The organism is Nocardioides sp. REDSEA-S30_B4, assembly GCF_001627265.1.
In the GTDB taxonomy this organism is placed as follows: Bacteria; Actinomycetota; Actinomycetes; order Propionibacteriales; family Nocardioidaceae; genus Nocardioides.
Map to the genome: position 1 here is coordinate 1 of NZ_LUPI01000022.1, position 12,611 is coordinate 12,611.

Genomic DNA, 12,611 nt, shown 5'->3' on the forward strand with positions numbered 1-12,611 from the left:
CACCTGGACCGGTGTCCACCATCGGCGCCAAGCCGCCATGGACGCCCTCTACACCGCCCACCCCGAACGGTTCGCCAGCCCGCCCCGGGTACCGACCCCTATGGCCCAAGTGGCCATCAACCAAGAAACCAACCGCGACCGACTCCACGCAGGTTGACAGGTTCCGTCTGACTCCCGGGTCTGTCGGCCAGCCGACGAACCCGGCCGGCTCAGCCGACGACCCCGCGGTGCAGCGGGTTGTCCAGCTCGCCGGCGTACAGGAACGACGAGGCCTGGTCGGACAGGTCGACCATGTGGCGGGCGTCGCGCAGCTGGAGCCGGTTGAGGCAGGAGTGCCGGAACGTCGGCCGCTGCAGGTCGTAGTCGGCCGCCGCCGACGCCAGCTCGGGATGGTCGGCGGCGTGGCGCTCGAGGCAGCAGGCCACCTCGTCCCAGAAGTCGGCCACGGGCAGCACGCCGTCGCGGTCCCAGATCGAGGCGAGGTGGCGCAGCACGCCGTCGACGACGTCGGTGAGCACCGCCAGGCACCGGTCGTCGTCGTCGACCTCGGCGCGCACCCGCTCGACCTCCGGCGGCAGCGCGCGGGTCTGGGAGAGCACCGCGACCTCCTCCCCGAGGTCCTTCATCACGCAGCGCACGGGGGCCTGGTCGCGCAGCACCAGCAGGAGGTTCTCCCCGTGCGGCATGAATGCGAGGTCGTGGGCCAGCAGGCAGTGCACGACCGGGCGCAGGTAGGCGTCCAGGCACCGGGCCAGCCACTCCCGCGCGGTGAGCCCGGACGCCTCGACCAGCGCGGTGGCGAAGGAGTCACCGGCCGCGTCGCGGTGCAGCAGCGAGGCGAGCGTCACGATGCGCTCGCCGTCGCCGACCGCCCCCACCGGGCTCTCCCGCCACAGGGCTGCGAGCATCTTGCGCTGCGGTGCACCCGGGGCGGCGCGGTGGAAGACGTCGCCGGTGTAGCCGACCGCCGCCACCTCCCGCAGCACCGAGAACCCCATCCGCTGCAGCGCCGGGTCCTCGGTCACCAGCCGGGCCACCCAGTCACTGATCGCCGGCGTCGCCTCCATGTACGCCGGTGACAATCCGCGCACGAACCCCATGTTCTGGATGGCCAGCGCGGTCTTCACCTGCGGTCGACGCGGATGGTCCAGGTCGGCGAAGGTCCGGATCGACTGCATCGCCTGGTGGCGCGAGGTGCCCTCGCCCAGCACCACGAGGTCGCGCCGCGCCACGTCGGGGGCGAAGGTGACCGCGACCTTGCGGTCCCACTGCCAGGGGTGGACCGGCATCAGCAGGTGGTCCGCGGGATCGAGCCCGCGGCGGCGAAGCCGGTCGTGCATCAGCTCGACGTCGGAGCCGAGACCGGTGGCGTAGAGCCCCTCCTCGGTCCAGCCCTCGCCCAGCGAGAGCCGGGCCCGGTCGCGGCGCACGGCCAGCCACACGAGCCGGACGGGAGCGGCGGCGTCGGGGGAGTAGGCCTCGTGGTCGGCGAGGCCGAAGCCGATCCGCCCGCGGTTGGCCAGGAAGCCCGGGTGACCCTCGGTCATCGCGGCCTCCACCTCGCCGTGCGAGGCCGACAGCAGCGAGGCCACCGGCGGCCCCGGGTGGGCCAGCTGCCAGCAGGTCCACGCCAGGGTGGCGGCCAGCTCCTCGAGGTAGACCTCGACCAGGTCGCCGCGCAGCCCGAGGGCCTCGGCGTGCTCGACCACGAGCTCCTGGACGTCGAGGTCCACGGCCTCGCCGTCGACCTCGCGGGTGACCGAGTCGGGGTCGACGTCCCAGTGCTCCAGCGGCAGGACCCGCGCCGCGAAGCGGTGGGTCGACGTCGGCCCGGCCACGCGCCACCGTCCGGGCCCGTCCGGGACGGGCGCGAACAGCCGTTCGTGGCACAGCTCGGAGAGCGCCTTGGTCACCAGCCGGCGCTGGGCGGCTGCCAGCAGGGACGGGCTGAGGTGGGGCGCCGGGTCGGTCTGCCGGCCGGACGCCGCCACCCAGTCCTCGCGGGTCAGGAACGACAGCGCCGCGGTCTTCCCGGGCAGCTCGACGGTGCGGGCGACGACGAAGCCGGCCTCCTTGTTGAGCCGGGCGATGGCGTCGTTGCCGACGTCGGGCTCGACGACCACGCGGCGTACGGACTCCTCGGCGAAGCAGTGCTCGAGCACCGCGGCGAAGACTGTGCGGGTGAGCCCCGAGCGCGGGGGCCCCTCGGGGGGTGCGACGAGCACGTGCATGCCCAGGTCGCCCTCGCGCACCTCCGGCAGCCCGGCGAGCGGGGAGTGCGCCGGGTCGTAGGTCTCGGCGAGGAACGTCGGCTCGCCGTCGACCCGCCCGAGCCAGGCGTGGTGGGTCGCCGACGCGCTGATGCCGGCGTACTCCAGCGCCACCTCGTCGGGGGACGCCTCGCCCATCTGCCAGTAGCGGGATCGGGGGTGGGTGACCCAGCGGTGCAGCATCCGCACGGTCGCCCCGTCCAGGGTGAGCGGCTCGATCGTGGTCCTCATGCGGAGACCTCCTGGGGGTGGGCCGTGCGGTGCGTGCGCAGGTGCTCGGGCACGCCGAAGGTCTGGGTGGCGACCCGCTTCTCGACGGGGTAGGCCTCGCGCCCGGTGACGGCGTTGAGGATGGTGGCGCTGCGGTGCGCGCCCATGCCGAGGTCGGGGGCGACGAAGCCGTGGGTGTGCTCCTCGGCGTTCTGCACGAAGACCTCGCGGCCGGTGACGTCGACGGCGTACGACGCGTCCGCGCACGGCCGGCCCTCCCCGTCGAGCCGCAACCGGTCGCGGACCCCGTCGAGGAAGGCGGGCAGCTCCGCGCGGTAGCCGGTGCCGAGCACCAGGCCGTCGGTGCGCAGCGCGAAGTCCTCGCCGGTCTCGTCGTGGTGAAGCGCGAGGTCGTAGGCCGTGCCGTCCCAGGTGGCGCCGGTCAGCGAGGTGTTGGTGACCAGGGTGGTCCGCGGACCGTGGCCCTGGACCCGCAGCCGGTAGTGCAGGTCGGAGATCGCGTCGACCAGCTCGCCGCTGATGCCCTTGTAGAGGCTGCGCTGCTCGCGGAGCAGACGGGCGCGGGTCGCGTCGGGGAGGCTCTGGAAGTAGGTGGAGTACTCCGGGGAGGTCAGCTCGAGGGTGAGCTTGGTGTACTCCATCGGGAAGAAGCGCGGGCTGCGCGTGAGCCACACCAGGTCGTAGTCGTGGTCGGGGCTGGCGGCGAGCAGGTCGTGGTAGACCTCGGCCGCGCTCTGGCCGCTGCCGACGAGCGTGACCGTGCGGCAGCGCTGCAGGCGCTCGCGGGCCGGGAGGTAGTCGGCGGTGTGCACCGCCGGGCCACCGGCGGCGCGCACGCTGTCGGGAAGGCTCGGCCGGGTGCCGACCCCGAGGACCAGCCGCCGCGCGTGCCAGGTGTCGCCGGCAGCCGTGGTCGCGGTGTAGACGCCGTCGTCCCCGCGCTCGACGCCGGTGACCCGCTGCCCCAGCCGCACCGACGGCAGCCGCTCGGCGACCCAGCGCAGGTAGTCGTCGTACTCGCTGCGCAGGGGGTAGAACGACTCGCGCACGTAGAAGGGGTAGAGCCGCCCGGTCTCCTTGAGGAAGGCGAGGAAGGACCACCGAGAGGTGGGGTCGGCCATCGTCACGAGGTCGGCGAGGAACGGCACCTGCAAGGTGGCCTCGGACAGCATCATCCCGGGGTGCCAGGACACCTCCTCGCGGCCCTCGAGGAAGACCGCGTCGACGTCGGGCAGCGGGTCGGCGAGTGCGGCCAGACCCAGGTTGAAGGGGCCCAGACCGATGCCGAGCAGGTCGTGGACCCTCATGCCGCCTTCTCCCCGAGCAGGTCGTCCGCAGCGGCGACGATGCCCTCGACCACCGACATCACGTCCTCGACGCCGGCCATCGGGTTGAGCAGGGTGAGCTTGAGCCAGCGGCGCCCGTCCACGACGGTCGCGGCGACCACGTGCTCCCCGCCGTCCCAGAGCGCCGCGCGCACCCGCGGCACGAGCGCGTCGACCGCGGCGGCGTCGAGCCCGGGGGCGACCGGTCGCAGCAGCAGGGTGCTGAGCTCCGGGGCTGCGAGCACCTCGACACGGTCGTCCTCGCGCAACCGCTGGTGTGCGGCCTGGGCCAGGTCGACGACCGCGTCGACCAGCTCCCCGACCGCGTCCGCGCCCATCACCCGCAGGGTCAGCCACAGCTTGAGCGCGTCGAAGCGCCGCGTGGTCTGCAGGCTCTTGTCGACCTGGTCGGGCCGGCGGGTCGTCAGCCCGCCGCCGTCGGCGGGGTTGAGGTAGTCGGCGTGGGCCGTCACGTGCCGCAGGTGCGCGCGGTCGCGGACCAGCACGGCGCTGCACGAGACCGGCTGGAACCACGTCTTGTGGAAGTCCACCGTCACCGAGTCGGCGCGCTCGATGCCGTCGAGGAGGTGCCGGCGCCGGCGGGAGACGAGCAGCCCACCGCCGTACGCCGCGTCGACGTGCAGCCACGCCCCGTGCTCGTGCGCGAGGTCGGCGGCCGCGCCCAGTGGGTCGATCGCCCCGTGGTCGGTGGTGCCGGCGGTGGCGACGACGGCCATCGGCACGGTGCCCTCGGCTTCCACCTGGGACAACGCGTCGGCCAGCGCGTCGGGACGCATCCGGCGCCGCCCGTCGACGGGGACGGCCATGACGGCGTCGGGGGAGAGGCCCAGCAGTCGGGCCGACCGCTGGACGGAGTAGTGCCCGTCGACCGAGACCAGCACCCGCAGCCGGTCGAGGTCGGCCCCGGTGCGCGCGCGGACGTGGTCGCGGGCCAGGTGCAGGCCCTGCAGGTTGGACTGGGTGCCGCCGGAGGTGAAGACCCCGTCGGCGGCGGGGCCGAGGCCCGCCCGCTCGCAGACCCAGTCGACCAGGTGGCGCTCCACGAACGTGCCGCCGACTGACTGGTCGAAGGTGTCCAGGCTGGCGTTCACGCCGCTGACGAGCACCTCGGCGACCAGGGAGGGGATGAGGACCGGGCAGTTGAGGTGGGCGGCGTACCCGGGCTCGTGGAACCAGACGGTGTCGTCGAGCCAGACGCGGTCGAGCTCGGCGAGGGCCTGGGCGGTGCACCCGAGGGGCGCGTCGAGGTCGACGTCGCGCACGGGCTTGGCCGCGCGGTCGGGGTCCAGGCCGGTCGCGGGGCCGCGGACCCGGCCGAGGGCCGTGGTGAGGTGGTCGACGGCCAGGCGGGTGGCGGTGGCGTACTCGCCGGCGTGGGCCGGGTGCAGCACGTGCCGCAGGAGGGCAGGGGTGGGTGGCACCGAGAATCCTTCCCGAGATGGATTAGGTAAGGCTTACCTAAGCGCACCTCGAGTAGGGGTGCAAACAGCCGCCCGGATCGCGGACGACGTGACCGATCGAGTGAAGGTGGGAGGCGAGGGGCGGGTCAGGCGGCGACGAGCACGGCGCCGCGCTGCACCAGCGAACGCGCGGTGGAGAAGTCCAGGCCGTACCCGACGAGCAGGCGGTAGACCGCCATCTCGCGGGAGTCCTCGTGCTGCTGCGGGACGCCGCCACCGTCGGCCCACCAGGTCCAGATCTCGGTGAGGGCGCGGGGGTCGCGGACGACGTGGCCGAGCAGGTGGCCGTCCAGCCGCACGGCGAACTCGTCGCGGTGCGCCACGGCGTCGAGTCGCAGCAGGTGGGTCATGCCCTGTCCTTCGGCACGTCCGGGCGTGACCTGAGCCACTCGACTCAGATCAGCGCGTCGCACGCCTCGACCAGGCGTGCGCGCAGGGGAGCGCCCCGCGCGGCGAACGCGGCCTGCGCGTCGGCGTAGGTCCGCTTGCCCTCGGCGGTCTCGATGCGCACCGGCTCCAGCCCCAGGTCCGCCAGGTCGTACGGCGACGCGCGCATGTCGAGCACGCGGATGTCCCACGCCAGCTCGAAGCAGTCGGCCACCAGCTCCGAGGGCACCATCGGGCTGAGCCGGAAGGCGTGCTTGTAGAGGTCCATCCCGGCGTGCAGGCAGCCCGGCTGCTCGAACTCCTCGCGGTCCTTCGACCCCGGACTCAGGGTGTTCAGCGGCCGGGCGGAGGGGGTGAAGAAGCGGAACGCGTCGAAGTGGGTGCAGGTGATCCGGTGCCCCTCGACCACCTCGTCGGTGCCGCGCTCGCCGAGCCGCAGCGGCCACTCGTGCCGGGTGCCGTGTTCGGAGGCGCGGTGCACCATCGCCCACTCGTGCAGCCCGAAGCAGCCCAGCTGGGGCGGCCGCGACGCGGTGGCCACCAGCAGCCGCCGGATCGCCTCGACGAGCGGGCGCTGCGCAGCGACGTACGCCGGGTCCACCTCGACTCGTGCCCCTGAGCGGGCGCTATGGCGCCCGCTGGGGGGCACGACCCGGTAGCCCTTCCAGCCCGCGTGCTCGGGCGCGTCCTCGAGCGCCACGCCGACACCTGGGTGCCAGCGCCGCAGCTGCGCGGGCCGCTGGGAGTAGTAGGTGAACAGGAAGTCGTGGACGGGGTGCTTGACCCGCGCCTCGCGGCGCTCGAGGTGCGGTCGCGTGTAGCGGTCCCCCCGCGCGGCGTGCGCCTCGGCGAGCGGCTCCCACTCCGCCCGCGACAGCACCGTCCGCACCTGCATGGGTCCCACGGTAGGCGCGCCCGACGCGCGCGCAGGAACCGACGACGTACGCCGCCGGGCTGGTGTTGACTGGCGCACATGGTCCACCGGCGAGCCCAGCTGCTGTCCGCCACCGCCCACCTCGAGGCGCCGCTCGGGATCGTCGACGACGACGCGCTGGCCGCGAACGCCGACGACCTGGTCCGCCGCGCCGGCGGAGTGCCGATCCGGGTGGCGACGAAGTCGGTGCGGGTCCGCTCGGTGGTCGAGGAGGTGCTCCACCGCCCGGGCTTCGCCGGCGTGATGACCTACTCGCTGGCCGAGTCGGTGTGGCTCGCCGACCTCGGCCACGACGACGTGCTGCTGGCCTACCCCTCGGTGAGCCGCGAGGCGCTGCGGGACCTCGTGGCCGACGAGCACCGCCGCGCCGCCATCACGGTCATGGTCGACTCCACCGACCACCTCGACCTCGTCGACGCGGTCCTCGGGGCCGGCCACCCCACGATCCGGGTCTGCCTCGACGTCGACGCCTCGCTGCGGCTGGGCCCGCTGCACCTCGGCGCCCGCCGCTCGCCGGTGCACACCGCCGAGGAGGCCGAGCGACTGGCGCGCGCGGTCGCCGAGCGCCCCGGCTTCGCGCTGGTCGGGCTGATGTTCTACGACGCGCAGATCGCCGGGGTCCCCGACTCCTCGCCCGCGGTCCGGCTGATGAAGCGCCGCTCCGCCGCCGAGCTCGTCGACCGACGCGCGGCCGTGGTCACCGCCGTCGGACGCCACGCGGAGCTGGAGATCGTCAACGCCGGCGGCACCGGCAGCCTGCACGTCGTCGGCGACGACCCCGTCCTCACCGAGCTCACCGCCGGCTCCGGCCTCTTCGCCCCCACCCTCTTCGACGGGTACGCCGGCTTCAGCCCCCGCCCCGCGGGCTACTACGCGCTCGACGTCGTGCGTCGTCCGGCCGCGGATCTCGCCACGCTGTTCTCCGGGGGCTTCATCGCCTCCGGTCCGACCGGCGCGAGCCGCGCCCCGACCCCGGTGTGGCCGGAGGGCCTGGCGCTCACCCGCGCCGAGGGCGCGGGCGAGGTGCAGACCCCGGTCCGCGGAGCCGGTGCCGGCACGCTGGCGGTCGGCGACCGGGTGCTGCTGCGGCACGCGAAGGCAGGGGAGATGTGCGAGCGGCTGGCCGAGGTCGCCCGGGTCGACGCGGACGGGGTCACGCGCGTGGTGCCGACGTACCGAGGCGAGGGGAGGGTCTTCGGATGAGCACCACCAGGACCACGTGGCGCAACTGGAGCGGCAGCGTCCGCTGCACCCCTCAGCGGGTGGCCGCGCCCACCTCGACCGCCGAGGTCGCGCAGGTGCTCGCCGACGCCGCCCACGACGGCCTCACGGTGCGCCCGGTCGGCTCGGGTCACTCCTTCACGCCGCTGTGCGCGACCGACGGCGTGCAGGTGCGGCTCGACGGGATGGCCAGGCTGCTCGGGCACACGCCCGACGGCCGCGTGCGGGTGCAGGCGGGGATGTCGCTGCGCACCCTCAACCGGGAGCTCGACCGGCTGGGCCTGGCGCTGCCCAACCTCGGCGACGTCGACCCGCAGACCGTGGCCGGAGCGATCGGTACCGGCACCCACGGCACCGGTGACCGGCTGCACGGCATCGCCAAGGCCGTCGTCGCCGTGCAGCTGGTGACGGCGTCCGGCGACGTGGTCGAGGTCGACGAGCAGCACCCGTGGTTCGGCGCCGTGCGGGTCTCGCTGGGCGCGCTGGGCATCGTCACCGAGGTCACCCTGCAGTGCGTGCCCGCGTTCCTGCTCCACGCCCGCGAGGAGCCGATGCCGCTGCCGGAGGTCCTCGAGCGGCTGCCGGAGCTCGTCGGGGGCAACGACCACTGCGAGTTCTACTGGTTCCCGCACACCGAGAAGGCCCTGCTCAAGCGCAACAACCGCGTGCCCGAGGGCACCGCCCCGGCGCCGATCGGCCGGCTGCGCGGCCTCGTGGACGACGAGCTGCTCAGCAACGGCGCGTTCGAGGTGCTCAACCGGGTCGCCCGCGCCCGGCCCTCGCTGGTGCCGCGGATCAACCGCTTCTCCGGCTCGGCGCTTTCGGCGCGAGAGTTCGTCGCGCCGTCGCACGAGGTGTTCGTGTCGCGCCGTCGGGTGCGCTTCCACGAGTCGGAGTTCGCGATGCCCCGCGCCGCGCTGCCGGAGGTGATCGGCGCCCTGCAGCGGTGGTTCGCGACCAGCGGCGAGCACGTGTCGTTCCCGATCGAGGTGCGCTTCACCGCCGCCGACGACGTGTGGCTCTCCACCGCCCACGAGCGCGAGAGCTGCTACGTGGCGGTGCACACCTACCACCGCCAGGACCCCTCGCCGTACTTCGCCGCCGCCCAGGAGGTCTTCGTCGCCCACGACGGCCGGCCGCACTGGGGCAAGCGGCACACCCTCGACTCGGCGTACCTCTCCCGGGCCTACGCCCGCTTCGGCGACGTCCTGGCGATCCGCGACGAGGCCGACCCGCACCGGCTGCTCGCCAACGACCACCTCAGGCAGGTGCTCGGCGACTGAGGTCCGCGCGGCCGGACTCGATAGGGTCGAGCGGTGCGCATCGCGAGATTCACCACGGGCGAGGACCCGCAGTACGGCGTCGTGACCGGCGACCTCGACGAGCACGGCCAGCTGGGCGAGGACGCGGTCATCGTGGCCCTCGCCGGCGACCCGTTGTACGTCGGCGTCAAGCTGCTCGAGCAGGAGCACCGTCTCGAGGACGTCCGCTTCCTCGCGCCGGTCCTGCCCCGCAGCAAGGTCGTCGGCATCGGCCGCAACTACGCCAAGCACGCGGCCGAGCTCGGCAACGACGTGCCCAGCGAGCCGCTGATGTTCCTCAAGCCCAACACCTCGGTGGTCGGCCCGGGCGACCCGGTCTTCCACCCGCGCCAGACCCAGGACCTGCAGTACGAGGGCGAGCTGGCCGTGGTCATCGGCCGGATCTGCCGCGACGTCCCGCCCGAGAAGGCCACCGACGTCATCCACGGCTACACCATCGCCAACGACGTCACCGCGCGCGACCTGCAGCGCAGCGACGACCAGTGGACGCGGGCCAAGGGCTTCGACTCCTTCTGCCCGCTGGGCCCCTGGGTCGAGACCGACCTCGACCCGCAGGCCTTCGCCGACGGCGTGCGCGTGCGCACCTACCTCAACGGCGACGTCGTCCAGGACGGCTCGACCGCCGACATGATCTTCGACGTCCCCACCCTCGTCGCCCACGTCAGCAGCGTGATGACCCTGCTGCCGGGCGACGTCATCCTCACCGGCACCCCCGAGGGCGTCGGCCGCATGCACGTCGGCGACGAGGTCGAGGTCGCCATCGACGGCCTCGGCGCGCTGACCAACACGATCAAGGAGCGCTGAACCCCGTGTCCGAGAGCACCACCCAGGGTCCCGCCACGCCCGACACGCCTGTGCGCGTCCGGATGGCCCCGTCGCCGACCGGGTCCCCGCACGTCGGACTGGTCCGCACCGCCCTGTTCAACTACGCCTTCGCCAAGCACGCCGAGCTGACCGGTCGCGGCGGCACGTTCGTGCTGCGCATCGAGGACACCGACAAGGAGCGCTCGACCGAGGAGTCCTACACCGCGATCCTCGAGCTCTTCCGCTGGCTCGGCCTGACCTGGGACGAGGGCGTCGAGGTCGGTGGCTCCTACGGCCCCTACCGCCAGTCCGAGCGGGGCGACCTCTACCGCGACGTGCTCGGCAAGCTGCGGGAGTCGTCGTACACCTACGACTGCTACTGCCGCAACGACGAGGTGGAGGCGCGCCGCAAGGAGTCCGGCTCCAAGGTGATGGGGTACGACGGCTTCTGCCGCGAGCTCTCGCCCGAGCAGCGCGACGCGTTCGTGGCCGAGGGCCGCGAGCCGCTGGTGCGCTTCCGGATGCCCGACGGCTCGATCACCTGGGACGACCTGGTCCGCGGCGAGGTGACCTTCGAGACGCAGTTCGTCCCCGACTTCGCGCTGTGCCGCGCCAACGGCGACCCGCTCTACACGCTCACCGCTCCCGTGGACGACGCGACCATGCGCATCACCCACGTGCTGCGCGGCGAGGACCTGCTCTCCTCGACCCCCCGCCAGATCGCGCTGTTCGAGGCGATGAGGGCGATCGGCGTCGCCGAGGCCACCCCGCTCTACGGCCACCTGCCCTACGTCATGGGGGAGGGCAACAAGAAGCTCTCCAAGCGCGACCCGCAGGCGCACGCGCTGGCCTACCGCGACCAGGGCTTCCTGCCCGAGGGCCTGCTCAACTACGTGGCGCTGCTGGGCTGGGCGATCGCGGCCGACCGTGACGTGTTCACGCTCGAGGAGATGGTCGAGGCCTTCGACATCGCCGACGTCAACGCCAACCCGGCGCGATTCGACCTGAAGAAGGCCGAGGCCATCAACACCGCCCACCTGCGGATGCTGCCGGTCGAGGAGATCACCCACCGCGCGCTGCCGTTCCTCAAGGCCGCCGGCGTGGTCGGAGACCCGGTGCGTGACGCCGACGCCCAGCTGCTGGAGCTGGCGATGCCGCTGGTCGCCGAGCGGGTCAACAAGCTCGCCGAGGTCGCCGACATGCTGGGGTTCCTCTTCGTGGACGAGGCCGACTTCACCCGCGACGAGGCCGACGTCGCCAAGCTGCTCGACGAGACCGGCCGCGGCGTGGTCAAGGCCGCGCACGACGCCGTCGCGGCGCTCGACACCTGGTCCACCCAGGCGATCCAGGACGCCCTGCAGGCGACGCTGGTCGACGAGATGGGCCTCAAGCCCCGGGTCGCCTACGGCCCCGTCCGTGTCGCGGTCACCGGCCGCCGCGTGAGCCCGCCGCTGTTCGAGTCGATGGAGCTGCTGGGGCGCGAGCGGTCGCTGGCCCGCCTGGCCTCCGCGCTCTGATCCGGGAGCCACCCGTGCTGGCCTACCACCGCCTGCTCACCGCCGGCCGCCCGTCGCGCTGGTGGGTGCTGCTGGGCGTCGTCATGGTCGGGGTGATCTTCCTGGTCGCCCAGACCGCGGCGGCCGGGGTGATCGCCGCCGGGCTGATCCTCGGCGGCCTGCCGCCGGACGTGGCACTGGACCGGCTCTCCGGCACCGACGAGATCACCCCGTCGTTCCTGGCACTGGTCAACATCGGCTGGGCCGCGGCGATCCCGGCGGTGGTGCTGGCCGTGTGGCTCGTGCACGGGCTGCACCCCGGCTGGGCCGCCTCCGTCGTACGCCGGGTGCGGTGGGGGTGGCTGGCGACCTGCCTCGGGCTCTCCGTGGTGGCGCTGGTCGCGACCCTGGTCGTCTCGGCCGTCCTGCCCGCGCAGGGCAACGGGGCCGAGATCACCGGTGAGCTCAACTCGTGGAGCCGGACCATGCGCGACTTCCTGCTCGTGGTCGTGCTGCTCACTCCGCTGCAGGCGGCGGGGGAGGAGTTCGCGTTCCGGGGCTACCTCACCCAGGCCGTCGGCACCCTGATCCCCTCGCGGGTGGTCGCGGTCGTGGTGCCCGCCCTGCTCTTCGCCCTGGCGCACGGGGCGCAGGACCCGCCGGTCTTCGTCGACCGGTTCGCGTTCGGGCTCGTCGCGGGCTTCCTGGTGCTGGCCACCGGTGGGCTCGAGGCCGGCATCGCCATGCACGTGCTCAACAACCTGCTGGCCTTCGGCATGGCCCTGGCCTTCAGCGACATGACCACGGCCATGAACCCCACCGGCGGCACCTGGTGGAGCCTGCCCGTGACGCTGACCCAGAGCCTGGTCTACCTCGGCGTGGTGCTGTGGGTGGCCCGTCGGGCCGGCATCGCCACCGAGGGCGGCCCGACGCCGTCGGCGGGACAGCGGCCCCCGGGGCCGCCGGGCACCCAGGGCCCCTCCGGTCCTCCGCCCCCACCGGGCCCGCCGGGTCCGCCAGGTCCGCCGGGTCCCTGGGGTGGTCCGCCGGGACCCCCCTCCGAATTGGTCGGCCCCGACCCTCGCGTGTAAGGTTCCCGTCGGTCCTCGGGCCTGCGGAGCAGGCGGCGAGGTACCCCCT

General features: G+C 73.6%; 10 protein-coding genes. 5 read left to right on the forward strand and 5 right to left on the reverse strand.

The window, feature by feature from the left end; translation table 11 throughout:
- Nucleotides 1-209: 209 nt before the first annotated feature.
- The 5 genes from A6R01_RS05820 to A6R01_RS05840 form a co-directional block, all read right to left on the reverse strand.
- The gene (locus tag A6R01_RS05820; RefSeq protein ID WP_292604450.1) at nucleotides 210-2,501 is read right to left on the reverse strand and encodes a GNAT family N-acetyltransferase; all 2,292 of its coding nucleotides are present in this window, start codon (nucleotides 2,499-2,501) and stop codon (nucleotides 210-212) included.
- A complete protein-coding gene (locus A6R01_RS05825) occupies nucleotides 2,498-3,808 on the reverse strand; it encodes a SidA/IucD/PvdA family monooxygenase (RefSeq protein ID WP_292604451.1) in 1,311 nt (436 codons plus the stop codon). The genes A6R01_RS05820 and A6R01_RS05825 overlap by 4 nt, the downstream gene beginning before the upstream one ends.
- Nucleotides 3,805-5,268 (reverse strand): aspartate aminotransferase family protein, encoded by a 1,464-nt coding sequence (locus A6R01_RS05830; protein ID WP_292604452.1) that lies wholly within the window; start codon nucleotides 5,266-5,268, stop codon nucleotides 3,805-3,807. Before A6R01_RS05830 ends, A6R01_RS05825 begins: the two co-directional genes overlap by 4 nt.
- Before the next feature lie 125 nt (nucleotides 5,269-5,393).
- Nucleotides 5,394-5,657 carry a hypothetical protein gene (locus A6R01_RS05835; RefSeq protein WP_292604454.1) on the reverse strand — a complete coding sequence of 88 codons (264 nt, stop codon included), beginning with the start codon at nucleotides 5,655-5,657 and terminating at the stop codon, nucleotides 5,394-5,396.
- 44 nt (nucleotides 5,658-5,701) lie between these two features.
- Nucleotides 5,702-6,589, reverse strand: coding sequence for a 3-methyladenine DNA glycosylase (locus tag A6R01_RS05840; RefSeq protein ID WP_292604456.1), 888 nt, complete (start codon nucleotides 6,587-6,589; stop codon nucleotides 5,702-5,704).
- Between the two features lie 78 nt (nucleotides 6,590-6,667).
- Here A6R01_RS05840 and A6R01_RS05845 point away from each other — a divergent pair, with 78 nt between their 5' ends.
- The 5 genes from A6R01_RS05845 to A6R01_RS05865 all read left to right on the forward strand — a co-directional run bounded on the left by A6R01_RS05845 (nucleotide 6,668) and on the right by A6R01_RS05865 (nucleotide 12,562).
- Nucleotides 6,668-7,831, forward strand: coding sequence for an alanine racemase (locus tag A6R01_RS05845; protein WP_292604458.1), 1,164 nt, complete (start codon nucleotides 6,668-6,670; stop codon nucleotides 7,829-7,831).
- Nucleotides 7,828-9,132 (forward strand): D-arabinono-1,4-lactone oxidase, encoded by a 1,305-nt coding sequence (locus tag A6R01_RS05850; RefSeq protein ID WP_292604460.1) that lies wholly within the window; start codon nucleotides 7,828-7,830, stop codon nucleotides 9,130-9,132. Before A6R01_RS05845 ends, A6R01_RS05850 begins: the two co-directional genes overlap by 4 nt.
- Nucleotides 9,133-9,165: 33 nt before the next feature.
- Complete coding sequence (locus A6R01_RS05855) at nucleotides 9,166-9,975, forward strand: fumarylacetoacetate hydrolase family protein (RefSeq protein WP_292604462.1); 810 nt, start codon at nucleotides 9,166-9,168, stop codon at nucleotides 9,973-9,975.
- 62 nt (nucleotides 9,976-10,037) lie between these two features.
- Complete coding sequence (gltX, locus tag A6R01_RS05860; protein WP_292604571.1) at nucleotides 10,038-11,492, forward strand: glutamate--tRNA ligase; 1,455 nt, start codon at nucleotides 10,038-10,040, stop codon at nucleotides 11,490-11,492.
- A gap of 14 nt (nucleotides 11,493-11,506) precedes the next feature.
- Nucleotides 11,507-12,562, forward strand: coding sequence for a type II CAAX endopeptidase family protein (locus tag A6R01_RS05865; protein WP_292604464.1), 1,056 nt, complete (start codon nucleotides 11,507-11,509; stop codon nucleotides 12,560-12,562).
- Nucleotides 12,563-12,611: the final 49 nt, after the last annotated feature.